The sequence below is a fragment of the Flexivirga alba genome (genome assembly GCF_042661025.1).
GTDB lineage: Bacteria > Actinomycetota > Actinomycetes > Actinomycetales > Dermatophilaceae > Flexivirga > Flexivirga alba.
Genome location: NZ_JBHSWH010000001.1, coordinates 3,607,347 through 3,622,861, shown reverse-complemented (window position 1 = coordinate 3,622,861; position 15,515 = coordinate 3,607,347). Strand labels below are relative to the sequence as shown.

The window sequence follows — 15,515 nt, the reverse complement described above, 5'->3', positions numbered from 1 at the left end:
CTCCGGATCTCCGGCCTAGTGGTCGAAGCTCGGGTTGGTCGTCGCGTGCGGCTCTTCCGTCGCGTCTGCGTCGGACAACGCGCCGGCCAGCACGTGTTCCTCGCTGATGATCGTGAGGAAGCCACCTGAGTTGCGGAAGATCTCCTGCCACCTGTCGACCACGACGTCAGCAGAGGCGACTCCGAACCGATCGTTGACCGCCCTGATCAACGCTGCCATCTCATCCGCGTCGGCGTCTCGCTGCTGTGCTGCAGGTCCTTCTTCGTCCAGTCCTGGTACGCCGAGTGCTTGCCGTCCGTGCGGCCGACCTTCGATCGAGATGAATTGGCCGCTGCATTCGCGATGCGCGCCGACTTCTCCTTGCTGTTGCCCTCGTCGCGCAGCTCCTCGTAGAGCTCGTCGTCCTTCACCGACGGTGCGGGCGTCTTCCTGCCGGGCATGCGAGTCTCCTCAGATTGTTGGCGCTTCGGTCCGTGCCTTCGGTTACTACCCGATTGAAGCGAACTCACGCGTCACGTTGGTTCAGACGACGTCTGCGGTAACCCAAATCGGGATGCCTCCAATGGTCGGTCGGGCCCGACCGGTCTTCAGCGCAACCGGGATGGCGTTGCGACTGCTCAGCTGAGACTTTTTCTTCGAATTGCGTTGTGCTGCAATTAAGTTCAGCGATTACCCACCTGGGCGACCTTGCCGAAATCCGTGCATCGTGTCACTGTTGTTTCAAGTGCCGGCTCAAGAAGAGCGGTCGGTGTGGTTTCTCCTTGAAAGAGAATTGCCATGCCGCACTCAGGAACTCTCAGCAGGCCTTCAGGGACGCCCAGCAGGTCGTCTCAGGAACAGCGCGAGCGCGCGGATCATCTGCTGCGCAAGGCGCAGCACGCAAATCGTGGATCAGCTGCCCGGTTACGTCATGAGGTGGTGCTCGACCACCTCGCGCTGGCGACCTCCATCGCACACCGCTACGACCACCGTGGCTTGGAGCGCCAGGATCTGGAACAGGTCGCCTTGCTGGGGCTGGTCCAGGCGGTGCGTCGTTACGATCCGGGACATGGGTCCGGTTTCATGGCGTTCGCGGTGCCAACCATCACCGGCGAGCTGAAGCGACACTTCCGCGACCACGGTTGGGCAGTGCGCCCGCCACGTCAGCTTCAGGAACAATGTCTTACCGTCCGGTCCAGCGCCGAGCGGTTGGCACAAGAGCTCCGTCGGGATCCCACCACTGCCGAAGTCGCCGCGTCTCTGGGGCTGACTGAGCGAGAGGTCGCGAGGGCACGAGGCGTCGACGGGCAGTACGTCGCGCGGTCGATGGACGCGCCGGTCGATCGCGACGGGGGTGCGACCTTGGCCGACACGTTGGGCGAGACCGACACCGATCTCGACCGGGTCGAAGATTTCGAAACGCTTCGTCCGCTGCTGAGCAACCTGAAGTCGCGGGAGCGGCTGATCGTGCGGTTGCGTTTCGTCGACAACCTGACCCAACGGCAGATCGGCCAACAGATTGGTGTCAGCCAGATGCAGGTGTCACGTCTGCTCACCGAGATCCTGCTCCGGCTGCGCCGTGCCATCGCGGCCAAGCACGACGACATCAGCGCGGCATCGTGACTGTCGAATCGTCCTGCAACTACACAGAAGTCACGACTAGTGCTCACATCTGGAGGTACATCTGATGGCTGATCTTCGCTCGCTCATCGTGCGGCTCGCCGAACTCGAGGACGCCGTGCGAACCGTGCCGGTCGTCGCGGCGGGTGACCGCAGCGCCGCGGTCAATCCGGACCTGCAGCATGTCATCGACGAGGAACGTCTCGTGGTGGCGCAGATCCGGGCGTTGCCGTCGGCGGCGGCCGTGACTGAGGTGCCGTGATGTCGTGAGCTGCCGCGCGTCGACGTGTGAACGGAACGTCATGGGGTAGCAGCAGGTCGATCCGAAACAGTCCGCGCCGCCGCGCGAGTAGGGAGTATGTCGTGACTGCGAAGAAGACCGCCAAGAAGGCTGCCAAGTCCGGCCCGAAGAAGGTTCGGGTTGAAGTACCAGGCCGGCCGGGTTCCGAACCGGCAACGCTCGAAGAGCCGACGACCCCACGGGAACCGTTGCCGCCCAAGCCCGACCAGCGCGGTCCCGCGCCCACGTCGCCGACGGGCGCTTCGCTCGAGGTTGATCCGGCGTACGCCGCCCAGCACGGGGAGTACCTCACGACGGCAGGAGGCACGCGTCTGCGGGAGACCGACATCTCGCTGAAGGCGGGGCCGCGTGGGCCCATCCTGCTGCGCGATCACCACCTGCGAGAGAAGATCACCCACTTCGACCACGAACGGATCCCGGAGCGTGTCGTGCACGCACGCGGCGCTGCGGCACACGGACACTTCGAGGCCAACGGCGCCGCCGAGAGGCTGACCTGCGCCGCGTTCCTGCGGTCCGGTGCGCAAACGCCGGTCTTCCTGCGATTCTCCAACGTCGTCGGCTCGCGTGGCTCCATGGACACCGCACGGGACACCCGCGGTTTCGCGACGAAGTTCTACACCGAGGAAGGCATCTTCGACCTCGTCGGCAACAACATGCCGGTCTTCTTCATCCAGGACGGCATCAAGTTCCCCGATCTCGTGCACGCGGTGAAACCGAACCCCAGCAATGAGATTCCGCAGGCGCAGAGCGCGCACGACGGATTCTGGGACTTCGTGTCCCTGCGCACCGAGGCGCAGGCGCACACGATGTGGCAGATGTCGGACAGGGGCATCCCGCGCTCCTACCGGATGATGGAGGGCTTCGGGGTGCACACCTTTCGGCTGGTAAACGCCGAAGGGGAGACGGCTCTGATCAAGTGGCACTGGAAGCCGGCCTTCGGGGTGCACTCGCTGACCTGGGAGGAGGCGCAGCTGGCCGCGGGCAACGACCCTGACTACCACCGGCGCGACCTGTCGGACGCGATCGAGACGGGCGCGTTCCCGCGCTGGGACCTAGGAGTCCAGGTTTTCCCCGACACCGAGGACCAGATCTTTGAGGGCATCGACCTGTTGGACCCCACGAAGTTCGTACCCGAGGAACTGGCGCCGGTGCAGATCATCGGCACGATGACCCTGGATGCGAACCCGGTGAACTACTTCGCCGAGACGGAGCAGGTGGCGTTCCACCCCGGGCACCTGGTGCGCGGTATAGATGTCACGAATGACCCGCTGCTGCAGGCCCGGTTGTTCTCCTACATCGACACCCAGCTGACCCGGCTCGGCGGCCCCAACTTCGAGCAGATCCCGATCAACCGCCCGCACGCACCCGTCAACGACATGCTGCGTGACGGGTTCCACCAGAGCGGCGACCAGGGCGGGGCGGCGCCATACCACCCGAATTCGCTGGACGGCGGCTGCCCGTTCCTGGCAGACGACACGTCGGCCGCGTTCATCGACGTGCCCGAGAAGCTGGCTGCGAGCCACACGGTGCGTGAACAGCCCGCAAGTTTCGACGACCACTTCAGCCAAGCGACCTTGTTCTATCGCTCGCTGTCGCCGGTTGAGCGCGAGCATGTGGCCCAGGCCTATTCGTTCGAGTTGGGCAAGTGCTTCGAGCAGGCTGTCAAGGAGCGTCAGGTCAGCCACCTGGCGAACATCGACGACGAGCTCGCCGAGCGGGTCGCGGCGGCACTGGGTATTCCCGTGCCGAAGCCGACCGTGCCGCCTGCCACCGATGTCGAGGCGAGCCCCGCGCTGAGTCAGGTCGGCGAGTCCTGGCCGGTGGCCGGCCGACGGGTGGCCCTCGTCATCGACTCCGCGAGCGACAACGGTGGCGTCAAGAAGGTGCGCAGCAAGTTGCTCGCCGCCGGAGTGCTGCCGGTGCCCGTCGCACCGCATGGCGGCCAGGTGGCGGGCGTAGACGCGCAGCGCACCTACCTGACGGCGGCGTCGATCGAATTCGACGCGATCATCCTGTTGACGGCCGCGGCACCGGGCGAGGACGCGGACCCGAACCTGGACACCAAGGCGGGGTATGACGACTCACCCGACCGCACTGTCGATCCGCGGGTGGAAAAGCTCGTGGGGGAGTGCTGGCGTCACTCGAAGTCGATCGGCGCGATCGGCGGTGGCCTCGACGTGCTTCCCGCGACCGGTGTGCCGGCTGGGGCGCCGGGTGTGCAGGTTGGGGAGACGGTCGAGGTGGTCGAGGCCGTGCTCCACGATCTGCAGCAGCACCGAGTCTGGCAGCGCTTCGCGGCGGAAGGACGCGCGCTCTGATGAATGTGCCGAGAACAGATGCGCTGCAGCGACTTTCGGCGAGTGGCGTCTCGGTGTGGCTGGACGATCTGTCGCGCGAACTGCTCGCCGGGGAGCTCGACGACCTCGTCGAGCACTACTCGGTGGTGGGCATCACCTCGAATCCGACCATCTTCGCGTCGGCGCTCGCACAGGGCAACCGTTATGACGAGCAGCTGAAAAACCTTGCCTTCGAGGGTGTTTCGGTGCAAGAAGCGGTGTTCCGGATCACCACGGACGACGTGCGATCGGCGTGCGACCGCCTCCGGCGGGTGTATGACGCCACCAACCGCCGCAACGGCCGGGTCTCCATCGAGGTCGATCCCGGCCTGGCCCATGACACGCAGGCGACCGTAGAGGAGGCGCGCCGGCTGTGGAACACCGTCGACCGGGAGAACCTCTTCGTCAAGGTTCCTGCGACGCCGGAGGGCATTCCGGCGATCGAGCAGCTGATCGGTGAGGGCATCAGTGTCAATGTGACGCTGATCTTCTCACTGAGTCGGTACCGCGAGGTGAGCGCGGCATACATCGCCGGACTCTGGACGGCCGCGGGGCGCAAGTTGAGCCTGGCACCGATCGCCTCGGTCGCGTCATTCTTCGTGAGCCGGGTGGACGCGGCGGTCGAGAAGCTGATCGGTCCCGACGATCAGGCGGCCGCCGAGGCCCTCCGCGGCCAGGTCGCGATCGCGAACGCTCGCCTTGCCTACCAGAACTTCAAGGAGACGCTGCGCAGCGATGACTGGCGCGACCTGCGCGAGCAGGGCGCTCGGCCGCAACGTCCGTTGTGGGCGTCGACAGGCGTGAAGGATCCCGACCTGCGCGACACGCTCTACGTCGAGGAACTCGTCGCACCCCAGACGGTGAGCACGATGCCACTGCGCACGTTGCAGGCGGTGGCCGATCACGGTCGCATCACCAGCGACACAATCACCGGCAATTACGGCGCCGCGCAGCGAACCATCCGTACCGCCGAGGACCATGGCGTCGACCTGGCCCAGGTCACCGAAGAGCTGGAGCAGGACGGGGTGCGAAAGTTTGAGGCGAGTTGGGCGGAACTCGCCGGCACGGTCCACCAGCAGCTTGCGCAGCTGGAAAAGCAGGAGCAACGTGAATGACGTCAAGCGTGACCCGGCGGTGGACGCTGTGGCGGGCGCTGACGGGTTCGAGCGCGTGCGGAGCGAGACCGTGCGTGATCACGAGGAGCTCTACGCCTCCCGCTGCCGTCGGGCAGGCGGGCACCTGGCTCGCAGATACCCAGCCGCTGATGGTTGACGCGCTCGCCCGACTTTCGCCCGGCAAAGCCGTCACGGCTTACGATCTCGGGGCCGGGATCGGTCGCCATACGCTCCCGATGCTGGGCCTGTTACGGCCGGGTCCGAGGTTTACGCGGTCGACCTCCTGGAGTCCGAACTTGATCGGATCAGCGGCGCCGACTCACGTGAGAACGGCGTAATCCTGCACACGGTTCAGGGGGATCCTGTCGACTTCACCTTCCGGACGCCGGCCGACCTCGTCATATTCTTCTCCGCCATCGAGCACTTGCCCGATGAAGAGCGAATTCGTAGTCTGCTGGAACGGATCAAGGTCGCGATGAATCCTGCTGGGGTGGCGGCCGCTGGGATCGTGGCCGACCGATTCGAGGAGGTCGGTGACGATGGGAAGCGGCGTCCCGCGCTGCTGGGGAGCGGCTTGTCCGCGTCGAGAGCGCACGAACTACTTACGGAAGTGTTCGATGGCTTGCCATCGACTATGTGCGCTCGAACCCGGCTGAGGTGGACGCAGAACGAGACGGCGAGCACTACACGCTCAACTCCACCCTCGTGACCTTTCTGGCGAGACGACCTACCGCCATCACTGCGCCGCACTCCTCGCCGCCCGTGTGACGTGATGTTTTGAGAAGCACTTGGCGGTGCACTGCTCGTTGGCCGCTGGTAGAGAGACGCGTGGTTCTCGACCCCGTTGGTCCTGCTCCCATGCGCCTGGCAGCTCGTCGCACTTCTAGCGCGTGGCGATGTGGCCGTTTCGTAATTCGTTCCCCACCGACACGGGTGAAGTCGGCCAGGTATGGGTACAGCAGACGTACACCACTCGCGCTGGCCGCTCACGAGCAAGCCAGACCAAACGAAGGAGTCAGTACCGTGATCATCTTGGGTGTCATCCTGCTCATCATCGGCCTCGTCGTGGCATCGCTCCACGTGCTGGTGGTCATCGGCATCATCGTCCTGGTCATCGGCGTGGCACTGGCCGTCCTGGGTCGCACCGGCCGTGCAATCGGAGGGCGTAACCATTGGTACTGAGGCCAGCTCTGAACCCTAAGCTTGGCTCCGGCTCGACGTCATGACGATGAGTCGGTCCGGTGTGCGGCGGACGTCCGCCGCGGCGTTAGCCACGCCAAGATCGTGGGCGAACACGCTGCGTGCGGCAGTGAGGCGGGCCGGGCGGGAAACGCCATACGGCAGTGCTCCTGCTCCGGGCTACGAAAGAGTCAGCCTGGATCCACCGTCCGATGATTTCTTGCGGCGGAATGCGTGAGTGTCGAAACAGGGACGGGCTGCGTTCGAACCGGCCCGTCTCGATGTTGCCGAGCTTTCGGTCGATGCCCTGCAGCACCGGCTGCAGCGGTTCGGGCCCCTGCGAGATGAGGTCCCTGCGAGTCCTTTCAGTCGAGAGCGATCCACAGGATTGATAACCCACGCGCGGTCCCGTCAAACGACCGCCACCGCGCTGGGTCGGTGAGTGCGGCAGCACCCCAGGGAACGACAGCAGGTTTGCGCCGGGCCCTTCGTGGGCACACCTATGGGTGGCGCGGTCCACGGTGGACCTCCTGCCGCTGTGTAGCGCCCCTGATGAGGAGTTGACATCCATGAACGGAACGACCTGGATCTGGATCATCATCGCGATCATCGTGATCCTGATCATCGTCGGGATCGTGGTGACCTGGGCTCGCAAGCGGAGACTGGACATGAACCGCTCCCAGGCGGCCGAGCTGAGGGATGACTCCGCCGAGCACAATCTGGCGCTGCGTGAGCACGAGGCGTCGGCGGCCAGGGCCGCGGCCGAGGCGCGCGCGGGCCAGGCGGATGCCGACCAGCGCGCCGCGCAGGCCGAGCAGCTCAAGGTCGAGGCCGATCGGCAGGACGAGGACCGCAAGGTGGCGCGGCACGAGCATCACGAGCAGCTGCGTAAGGCCGACGCCCTCGATCCAGACACGAGGACGGATCGTGAAGGTTACCAACTCGATGCGAACGGGAACCGGATCAGTCCCGACGAGCCCGGTGGCACGGCCACCGGCCATACCGACGACGCCACCGCGGCCGATGAGCGAAACACCCGACGCGACAGCTGAGCTATTGCACCGACTGGGCGTGCGGTCGACACGCGCGGCCGCGCCGCGACCGTACCGACCCCCGAAAGATGGTGCGGTCGCGGCGCCACGGACCAGCTCATGGCCGCTGGTCGGCGAGCGCGCGGGCGGACTCGAGCAGCATCGCGTGGACGAAAGCCTGCGGCAGGTTGCCACGCATCTGCCGCTGGTTGACTTCGAACTCCTTCGACAGCAGTCCCGGTGGAACAGCACTGACCAGCCGATGACGAGGATTACGTGGACGCTTTGACTGGGATTTCGAAAACCGATGCGTTGCAACAGCTATCGGTGAACGCCGCGACGCTGTCCCGACCCGGGATGCTGCAGACCATTGCGCTTGGCCTGCGGGCCGGAGCAGCGGGCACGACTGTGCTCAGCCTGGTGACGTATGCCGACATGGCTGCTCGCGGCCGACCGTCGAGCTCGGCGCCGGAGCAGCTCGCAGCTCGGATGGCGGGGACTATCGGCATACCGCTCAGAAAGGGAGAGCAGCAGGCGGAGGCGCGCGCGCAGGGCTGGGGCGCCCTGCTCGGCATCGGCAGTGGACTGGTGGCCGGTGTGACTTGCAGCTTCCTGGTGCGCCGCTGTCGGCCACGCGATGTCGTCCTCGCCACAGTGCTCAGTGCCGGAGTCATGCTGGCGAGCGACGTCCCCTTGGTCGCAGCCGGCCTGACAGACCCGCGGACCTGGGGAATGAGCGGCTGGCTGTCCGACATCGTTCCGCACGCGGCGTACGGCATGACCACGGCTCTTGCGCTCCGCTGACGAGCCGCCTCGAGGCTCGTGATCGTCGCGCTGGGGTTGAAGACGCACGCGGCGGGTACAACACGTTTACTACTGGCTGTCCGAGACCCTGACAGCGATCATCACCGGCGTCGAAGGGCTCCACATGAGCAGGATCACCGGCCAGCAGTCTGCGACTCCCGACAGACCAGCTGCGCGCGTTCGTTATGTCGGCTCGTTCACGGAGCTGTCCCGGCAGGTCAAAGACAGCGATCTGCTGGACCGCCGCTACGGCTGGTACTGGTCGCGGATCATCGGCATCGTCCTTGCGTACGCCGCGGTGTGGGTGGCCGTCGTCATCATCGGCGATTCGTGGTGGCAACTGGTCGTGGCGGGTGTCCTCGCGGTCATTTCCGCTCAGATCGGCTTCCTGGGTCACGATGCCGCCCATCGCCAGGTCTTCCGGTCCTGGCAATGGAACGAGTGGACCAGCCGGGTGCTCAGTGGGCTGTTCTTGGGGCTGAGCTATGGCTGGTGGGACAAGAAGCACAGCATGCATCACGCGGCTCCCAACCAGGAGGGTATCGACCCGGACATCGCGTCGGGCGCTCTCGCGTTCACCCCGGACCTGGCCCGGGCCCGGCAGGGGATGGGCGCGGCATTCGCCCGGAGGCAGGGCTGGCTGTTCTTTCCGTTGTTGACCTTGGAGGGGCTGAACCTGCAGCTACGCGGCGTCCAGACCGTGACCAGCAGGCGCCCCTTGCCGCAGCGCTGGGCGGAGGCCTCGCTCATAGGGGTGCGGCTGGTGGCCTACCCGATCGCGCTCCTGCTGCTGTTGCCTCCGGGCAAAGCCGGCGCGTTCTTCGGGCTGCACATGGCGCTGTTCGGTGTCCTGCTGGGAGGCTCGTTCGCGCCGAATCACAAGGGTATGCCGTTGGTGCCGCACGGCATGAAGGTCGACTTCCTGCGTCGGCAGGTGCTGATGTCGCGCAACATAGTGGGCGGGCCGCTGGTCGACTTCGCGATGGGCGGGCTGAACCGGCAGATCGAGCATCATCTGTTTCCGAGCATGCCGCGTCCTAACCTGAGGCGCGTCCAGCCGCTGGTCCGGGCGCATTGCGCCAAGCACAACGTGACCTACACGCAGAAGACGCTGTGGCAGTCCTACAGGATGGTTATTCGTTACCTCAACCAGGTCGGCATCGGTGCGCGAGACCCGTTCGACTGCCCGCTCGTGCGCAGATACCGCGGATAGAACCACCGTCGGTGAGGCTGTGTCGCGACGTTTGTCCGGGTGTTGACGGGGTAAGGACCGAACTGACCACACAGGAGCGTCAGGAGACAGTCATGCGCTCAGCAAACCCCTTGGTACGACTGACAACTCAGCTTGAGGACGACGACTCGCTCGATCAGATCGCGGGGATCGTGTTCCCGATCAGCCAGGCGCTGGTGCGGTCACCGACACGACGCGACCTGCTGCAGGGCGGGTGGCTGGGACACGCCGTGCACCCGATGATGACCATGGCACCGCTCGGCATGTGGATCTCCGCCGGCGTGCTGGACGTCTTCGCCGGGCGGCACGCGGCTCCAGCCGCGCGGAAATTGGTCGGTGCGGGCCCTGCTGTCTGCGTGGCCGACCGCGGTGACCGGTCTCGCGGAGCTGGCGAGCGCCGACCGGCGGGAGCTGCGGATCGGTGCTGTGCACGTCCTGGCGAACACGACCGGCTTCGCGTTGTACCTCGCGTCATACCGCGCCCGGAAGCGCAACCATCACGGCCGGGGCGCCGCGATCGGTCTGGCCGGCTTGGCCTGCGTCGGCGCGGGCGGCTACTTCGGTGGTCACCTGGCGTCGGTGCGCAAGATGTCGAGCGTCAACCCGGCATTCCAGCACGTCGGACGCGATGCATGACAGAAAACTCGGCCGTGCCGAAGCCCCACGCTCGGCACGGCCGCTTCGATGTCCTCCACAGCTGGTTACTCCTTGACGTTGCGCGACGTCACCAGTACGGCCGGTGATCAGCGCGCGAGGAAGCGGCCCACAATGTTGTTCCACTCGTCGGCGTGACTCATGGTGACACCGTGTGGGCCGCCCTTGATCACGTGCAGCTGACTGCCCTCGATCGCGTCGTGGGTGCGCTGCCCCGAGCCCTCGAACGGCACCAGCGCGTCGGAGTCGCCGTGGATGATCAGGGCCGGCACGGTCACCGCGGCGAGATCGGCCCGGAAGTCGGTGGTGGCCCAGGCCTTCAGGCACTCCTCGGCGGCCGACTGATCCGACTGCAGCGCCTGGCACATCGTGTCGCGCTGGACGTTCTCCCCGACGGCCAGGTTCCCGTTCGCCGAGAGGAGCTGCGTGGTGAAGTCGTCGAAGAAGGCGTGCCGGTGGACCTGCAGCGCGGTCAGCATCTCGCCGGCGCGCTCCTTGTCCAGCGGTCCGTCCGGGTTCTTCGCGGTCTTCGCCAGGTATGGCGGAACGGCCGATGCGAACACCACGCTGCGGACCCGGTCGGCGCCATACCGGGAGAGGTAGCGGGCGACTTCGCCGCCGCCCATCGAGAAGCCCACCAGGGACAGATCCCGCAGGTCAACTTCCTCGATCACCGCCTGCAGGTCGGCCGCCAGGTAGTCGTAGTCGTAACCGGCGGCCGGCTTGTCGCTGCGGCCGAAGCCGCGCCGGTCGTAGGTGATGACGCGCAGTCTCGCGTCGCGCAACGCGGGCACCTGGGGTGCCCACGATTCACCGGACAGTGGCCAGCCGTGGATCAGCACCACCGGGCGGCCGGTGCCGCCGCTGTCTTCCACATGGAGCTTCGTGCCGTCGTGAGCGATCACCGTCATGATGCACTCCATACCCATTTCTTGCGGGTCCAGCACCGCTGGGCCGATGGAGCCGGGCCTGACGCAGTGTGCGCTCGGGCTACGGAGTCTTCTCGGTGGCAGGCACATCTCCGGTGGTGAGGACCTGCGTGGAGGTCAGAGTGCCCTGGGCGAGCTGGGCGGCAACCTGCGACAGGCGAGTATGGGTGCGACGGGCGTAGGCGCGCAGTGCGGTGAACGCGTGGTCCATGTCGGTCGCTCCGGAGGCGGCCAGAATGCCCTTGGCCTGCTCGATGACGACACGGCTGCTCAGCGCACCTTCGAGCTGAGCGACCATGACACTGCGGTGATGGATCGCCCGCTCGGACAGAATGCCGATGGTCGCCACATCAGCCAGCGCCCGCGCGACATCCAGGTCGGCCTCGGGCATTGCCCCGGTGCGGGTCCGGAAGAGGTTCATCGCGCCGATGACCTCGTCCCGCAGCCGCATCGGCACGGCGTCCACGGCATGGAAGTCCTGCTCAGCGGCGGCCTGCACGAACCGTGGCCACCGCTCGGTGTGCTCGGCCAGGTCGGGTGCCGACACCGGCTCCCCGGAGCTGACGCAGTCGACGCACGGCCCTTCGTGGGCCTGTTGCTGGAAGAGCTCCAGCAGCCGGGTGTGCTCACTGGAGGAGGCCATTACCCGTAGACCGCCGCGTGGATCGACCAGCAGAATCCCGGCCGCGTCGGCGCGCAGCAGGTCCACGCAGTGGTCGACCAATTCCTGCAGCAGGTCGGTGATGTCGTAGTCGCCGACGAGGGTGTCGGACAGTTCCACGAAGGCCCGCACGAGCTGCTGTTCGCGATCTGCTGTAGTCATGGCGTCTCCTGTGCGTTCCCCGCGATGCAGGTTCGTCTTCGAGTGTAAAACGGTGCGTCCCGTCGGGACCTTTTGCTCGTTGCGTCCTCGATCACGGTGGGCCCGTATCGTCGGCTTGCAGGACCAGGCGGCGCGCGACAATGTCGGCGGACACGTCCTCCAGGGTGCGGCCGTGCGCGAAGGCGTGGGCGCGAAGTCGCGCGAACGCGATCGCGGACGGGACGCCGCCGAGCTGGACCATCGACATGCCCGTTGCCTGATGGACCACCCGGCTGCCCGGGATACCGTCGCCGAGCCATGCACCGTCGTGGCCGTCCACCAGGACCCATTTCTCGCCGACCTGCGACAGCGCCGCAGTGAGAATGTCCGAGGCACCCAGTGCGAACGCCAGGTCGTCGCGGTCCAGCTCTCCGGCCGCCCGCGAATAACACAGCGCTATCCCGATCACGGTCGCTCCCAAACGCATCGGGAAGGCGAACAGCGCCGCCACCGGCAGGCGGGCCAGTCGGTCGATCAGGCCCGGCCACGCTGCCTGCCACTCGGCGTGGCCCAGGTCTGGGACCAGCACCGGCCGTGCCCTGGTGAACGCGTCCAGACTGGGCCCTTCCCCGACGATGTGCTGTGCCTGCTCGACAGCGATGATCACCTCGTCGGTGGCGGTCAGGGTATGCCGCTGCGTGTCCGAGGACATCAGCGTGATCGCGGCGCCATCACCGGGCAACGCCCGCGAGCCGATCTCGGCGACCGTGGTCGCCGTTGTCGGGTCGTCACCATCGGCTCGCATGACCGCGTCCAGGGTGGCCCGTAATCGACTCAGGTCATCCATTGCGGCCGCACCTGCCGTCCGGCAATGCGGGTGTCCATAGCCTCTCCCATCCGCCGAACATCGGCTGTGGAATCAGAGGGGATGACACGGCCTCCCACGGACACCACCGGTCTTGACCCTACGCGGCCGGGCGAGCCCCAGCGGCGTCCACCCGGCCATTGCCTACCCGCGACCGACTGCAGGGAGACGACTCGGTGGCGGCCTGCCGTTCGTCGGCGTCGTCGTTTTCGGGTCGCCCGGTTCTGCGGCAGGCGTTGTCGCGACGGGGGCGAGCTGGTCCAGCACGTGGGCCAGGACAGGATCCGCGCTGGGGTCGGGCCGTTGGTGTCCGCAACTGACCTCGCAGACCAGCGCGGCGATCTCGCGGATCTTGATGTTGGTGTCCCGCGACACGCGATCCAGGACGGCGAACGCCGTCTCGGCGTCGATCCGGTACTGCAGCATCACGACGCCCTTGGCCTGCTCGATCACCGGCAGGCTGAGCAACGCGCTCTGCAGGCCACGGATCTGCTCTTGCAGCGCCGCCATGTCTGGGGGAATCGGCTGGTGATCACCGGCGGGGAAGCGGACGACATCGGAATGGGTCATCAGAGGTGGTACCTCCTACTGGGAATCAGCTCAGTGGAGCCACCGGGGTCTGGGGTGACCAGGTGATCAATTGTAACGTCCTTGGTACCTCGTGGAGGGGCGGCCGACGGCCCCCACCCGCAGCAGACCGTCACTGTCCCCGAGCATTCCTACTCCTGGCGGGACTGCTGCACACCGGCGCGGTCGATACCCGCGACGGGATCCACACGCCCCTCAGCCCCACCGACCCGGATGCTCCCTCTCTACTGGACCTGGCACCCACGGTCCACCAGGCCTCGGGCATGGTCTCGGTGCAACTCAAAACCGACACCGCTGCAGCCTTGGACCGGCTTCGCTCCTTCGCAACCGACCACGACATACCCCTCGACGAAGTGGCCGCGCACGTCGTCAACCGGCAGCTCCGGTTCGACGACCCCGAATAAGCCCCGGGCACGTTGCGCGCTACTACACGCGACGCCGTTGTATGGCGAGCAGGCTCGGTCAGTCGGCCCGCTCGAACTCGCCCTTCATCGTGGCGAGGGTGCGCCTGATGTTGCCACGCTGAAAGTCCGCGAAGAGCTTGCCGCCGGTGACGGCGCGGTCGAAAACGGCGGCGGCCTGGTCCGGCCACCTCGTCCGTCCGTCGGTCCAGGTCTCGGTGATCCGGGTGCCTCCGTCGACCTCCTCGAAGGCATAGGCCCAGGTGGCGATCCGGCCGCGCAGCGTCGGCTTGCGGGCACCGATCATGCGTACGTCGAAGGCGAAGAGCCGTCCGGGGTCGGAGGCCGTGACGACGCACTGGGTCACCCAGCGGGCCCGGCCGCGGCGGTTGGTGCCGTCGAAGGTCTCGCCCACCTCCAGCGGACGGCCTTCCGCCGGTGTGGTGGCGCCGATGTTCTCCGGGCTCCACCTCGGCATCTGCGCCGGGTCGGCGACCTGCTGCCAGATCGTCTCGGCATCGACGTCGATGACGATGCTGTCGCTGACCGCCATGGTGCGGCTCATTCGGGTCCTCTCGTTTCGGGAGCGCTGACCCGCGCGCCACGTGGCCACCAGTACTCGTGTCGCAGCTGGTGGAGTCGGATTATTGACAACACGGCAGGTCCGGCCGTCGGCGGGTCTGGTCGAACTCCTTTACTGCCGGGCACATTCAGCGTTGTACCCGCTGCCACCAAACGGAACCGGTGTGCCGGGGCAGACCGGACGACGTGCGCCCACATTGTCGGGCGCTTGACAATGCCCGCACCTGACCCGCACCGTGGAACACGGCCTTCGAGCAGCGGGGGCACATCACCTGACCGCTGCTCTCGAAGCAGCGGTCACCGGCCCCACTGGAGGCCAGCATGACCATTGACAACGACATTCCCACCCATGCACCGGGATCCGTGCGCGCTTTGATCGGCGAACTGGCACAACTCGAAGACGCCATACGCCGCGCCAGCACCTACGTTTCCCGGAGCGTCAACGGGCCAGTGCTCAACCCGCAACTGCTCGATCTGATCAAACGAGAAGCCGAGGTCGTGGCCGCACTGCGCGCGCGACGGTCACCCAGCGCGCTGCCTGTCCGACCGCAATCGCACGACGACTTTCCGGGAACGGTTCAGCTGCCCTGAGGCTTGCACGGCGGTCAGGAGGGGAGCGCTATGACGCCGACGCGCTGGGTACGTTCACGGCATGATCAGGGCCGCCATCGACCAACCGGGACACGTCCCAATAGGCGGTCCGGGCAGGCGTCGGCCAGGCTGACTCGCAGCTACCGGAGCACCAGCCGGCGGCCCCGAGAACCAGCCGACGGCCACCCCACTGGCGCAGTCCACGGTTCATCGAGGGCTGCGTCAGGCCAACGGTTGGACCGGTACTTGGTCTACCTCGTCATTGCGTCAGCAGTCGTCGCCAGCGGGCTCATCGTCCGGCACTTGCTGCACCGCGGCCGCGCGACAGACGAACCTGAACCAAGGTGAGCCGTCGTCGTTTTGGCGTAGATCTGTGAGACTCAGCGGCTGATTTGGCACACGGCCGTAACGAGGACGATGACGAGGAACGCAAGCATCCCCATCAGGTAGGCGGCGACACCACCTCCCCGGATCGCTGTGGCGCGGGTCCGCCATACCCCGCTGACT

Annotated in this window: 20 protein-coding genes; 12 read left to right on the top strand and 8 right to left on the bottom strand. The window is 66.5% G+C overall.

From position 1 onward, the window contains the following. Positions 1–15 precede the first annotated feature (15 nt). Both ACFQDH_RS17930 and ACFQDH_RS17925 read right to left on the bottom strand, forming a co-directional pair. Positions 16–219 (bottom strand): hypothetical protein, encoded by a 204-nt coding sequence (locus ACFQDH_RS17930; protein ID WP_382403749.1) that lies wholly within the window; start codon positions 217–219, stop codon positions 16–18. Continuing rightward, on the bottom strand, positions 207–440 hold the full coding sequence (locus ACFQDH_RS17925) for a DUF7218 family protein (protein WP_382403748.1): 234 nt from the start codon (positions 438–440) through the stop codon (positions 207–209). Before ACFQDH_RS17925 ends, ACFQDH_RS17930 begins: the two co-directional genes overlap by 13 nt. Positions 441–777: 337 nt before the next feature. Between ACFQDH_RS17925 and ACFQDH_RS17920 the strand changes: the two genes are divergently transcribed. The 5 genes from ACFQDH_RS17920 to ACFQDH_RS17900 all read left to right on the top strand — a co-directional run bounded on the left by ACFQDH_RS17920 (position 778) and on the right by ACFQDH_RS17900 (position 5,508). Then, on the top strand, positions 778–1,602 hold the full coding sequence (locus ACFQDH_RS17920; RefSeq protein ID WP_382403747.1) for a SigB/SigF/SigG family RNA polymerase sigma factor: 825 nt from the start codon (positions 778–780) through the stop codon (positions 1,600–1,602). A 64-nt stretch (positions 1,603–1,666) separates the two neighbouring features. Continuing rightward, entirely contained in the window at positions 1,667–1,861 is a 195-nt protein-coding gene (locus ACFQDH_RS17915) for a hypothetical protein (RefSeq protein WP_382403746.1), read from the top strand. Between the two features lie 101 nt (positions 1,862–1,962). Further along, a complete protein-coding gene (locus tag ACFQDH_RS17910) occupies positions 1,963–4,218 on the top strand; it encodes a catalase (protein ID WP_382403745.1) in 2,256 nt (751 codons plus the stop codon). Beyond that, entirely contained in the window at positions 4,218–5,351 is a 1,134-nt protein-coding gene (gene tal / locus ACFQDH_RS17905; RefSeq protein ID WP_382403744.1) for a transaldolase, read from the top strand. The genes ACFQDH_RS17910 and tal overlap by 1 nt, the downstream gene beginning before the upstream one ends. Beyond that, a complete protein-coding gene (locus ACFQDH_RS17900; RefSeq protein ID WP_382403743.1) occupies positions 5,344–5,508 on the top strand; it encodes a hypothetical protein in 165 nt (54 codons plus the stop codon). Before tal ends, ACFQDH_RS17900 begins: the two co-directional genes overlap by 8 nt. Before the next feature lie 162 nt (positions 5,509–5,670). Here the strand turns inward: ACFQDH_RS17900 and ACFQDH_RS17895 are convergent, their stop codons facing one another. Then, entirely contained in the window at positions 5,671–5,946 is a 276-nt protein-coding gene (locus ACFQDH_RS17895; RefSeq protein ID WP_382403742.1) for a hypothetical protein, read from the bottom strand. Between the two features lie 428 nt (positions 5,947–6,374). Between ACFQDH_RS17895 and ACFQDH_RS17890 the strand changes: the two genes are divergently transcribed. The 5 genes from ACFQDH_RS17890 (at position 6,375) to ACFQDH_RS17870 (ending at position 10,232) form a co-directional block, all read left to right on the top strand. Further along, the gene (locus ACFQDH_RS17890; RefSeq protein WP_382403741.1) at positions 6,375–6,533 is read left to right on the top strand and encodes a DUF6131 family protein; all 159 of its coding nucleotides are present in this window, start codon (positions 6,375–6,377) and stop codon (positions 6,531–6,533) included. A gap of 566 nt (positions 6,534–7,099) precedes the next feature. Further along, positions 7,100–7,582 carry a hypothetical protein gene (locus tag ACFQDH_RS17885; protein ID WP_382403740.1) on the top strand — a complete coding sequence of 161 codons (483 nt, stop codon included), beginning with the start codon at positions 7,100–7,102 and terminating at the stop codon, positions 7,580–7,582. A gap of 255 nt (positions 7,583–7,837) precedes the next feature. Continuing rightward, positions 7,838–8,365: a hypothetical protein gene (locus tag ACFQDH_RS17880; protein ID WP_382403739.1), complete on the top strand. Its 528-nt coding sequence runs from the start codon at positions 7,838–7,840 to the stop codon at positions 8,363–8,365. 124 nt (positions 8,366–8,489) lie between these two features. Further along, positions 8,490–9,578: a fatty acid desaturase family protein gene (locus ACFQDH_RS17875; RefSeq protein ID WP_382403738.1), complete on the top strand. Its 1,089-nt coding sequence runs from the start codon at positions 8,490–8,492 to the stop codon at positions 9,576–9,578. 354 nt (positions 9,579–9,932) lie between these two features. Further along, positions 9,933–10,232, top strand: a complete 300-nt coding sequence (locus tag ACFQDH_RS17870; protein WP_382403737.1) for a hypothetical protein — start codon at positions 9,933–9,935, stop codon at positions 10,230–10,232. Positions 10,233–10,339: 107 nt separating this feature from the next. On the opposite strand, the gene ACFQDH_RS17865 is transcribed toward ACFQDH_RS17870, so the two are convergent. The 4 genes from ACFQDH_RS17865 to ACFQDH_RS17850 all read right to left on the bottom strand — a co-directional run bounded on the left by ACFQDH_RS17865 (position 10,340) and on the right by ACFQDH_RS17850 (position 13,416). Further along, the gene (locus tag ACFQDH_RS17865) at positions 10,340–11,164 is read right to left on the bottom strand and encodes an alpha/beta fold hydrolase (protein WP_382404897.1); all 825 of its coding nucleotides are present in this window, start codon (positions 11,162–11,164) and stop codon (positions 10,340–10,342) included. 76 nt (positions 11,165–11,240) lie between these two features. Beyond that, positions 11,241–12,002: a GAF and ANTAR domain-containing protein gene (locus tag ACFQDH_RS17860; RefSeq protein ID WP_382403736.1), complete on the bottom strand. Its 762-nt coding sequence runs from the start codon at positions 12,000–12,002 to the stop codon at positions 11,241–11,243. Positions 12,003–12,093: 91 nt separating this feature from the next. Next, positions 12,094–12,828, bottom strand: a complete 735-nt coding sequence (locus tag ACFQDH_RS17855; RefSeq protein WP_382403735.1) for a GAF and ANTAR domain-containing protein — start codon at positions 12,826–12,828, stop codon at positions 12,094–12,096. Positions 12,829–12,990: 162 nt separating this feature from the next. Beyond that, the gene (locus ACFQDH_RS17850) at positions 12,991–13,416 is read right to left on the bottom strand and encodes an ANTAR domain-containing protein (RefSeq protein WP_382403734.1); all 426 of its coding nucleotides are present in this window, start codon (positions 13,414–13,416) and stop codon (positions 12,991–12,993) included. A 62-nt stretch (positions 13,417–13,478) separates the two neighbouring features. Here ACFQDH_RS17850 and ACFQDH_RS17845 point away from each other — a divergent pair, with 62 nt between their 5' ends. Beyond that, positions 13,479–13,838, top strand: coding sequence for an ANTAR domain-containing protein (locus ACFQDH_RS17845; RefSeq protein ID WP_382403733.1), 360 nt, complete (start codon positions 13,479–13,481; stop codon positions 13,836–13,838). Between the two features lie 58 nt (positions 13,839–13,896). Here ACFQDH_RS17845 and ACFQDH_RS17840 read toward each other — a convergent pair whose 3' ends face one another. Beyond that, positions 13,897–14,400, bottom strand: coding sequence for an SRPBCC family protein (locus tag ACFQDH_RS17840; protein ID WP_382403732.1), 504 nt, complete (start codon positions 14,398–14,400; stop codon positions 13,897–13,899). A gap of 338 nt (positions 14,401–14,738) precedes the next feature. Between ACFQDH_RS17840 and ACFQDH_RS17835 the strand changes: the two genes are divergently transcribed. Next, complete coding sequence (locus tag ACFQDH_RS17835; RefSeq protein ID WP_382403731.1) at positions 14,739–15,008, top strand: hypothetical protein; 270 nt, start codon at positions 14,739–14,741, stop codon at positions 15,006–15,008. Positions 15,009–15,515: the final 507 nt, after the last annotated feature.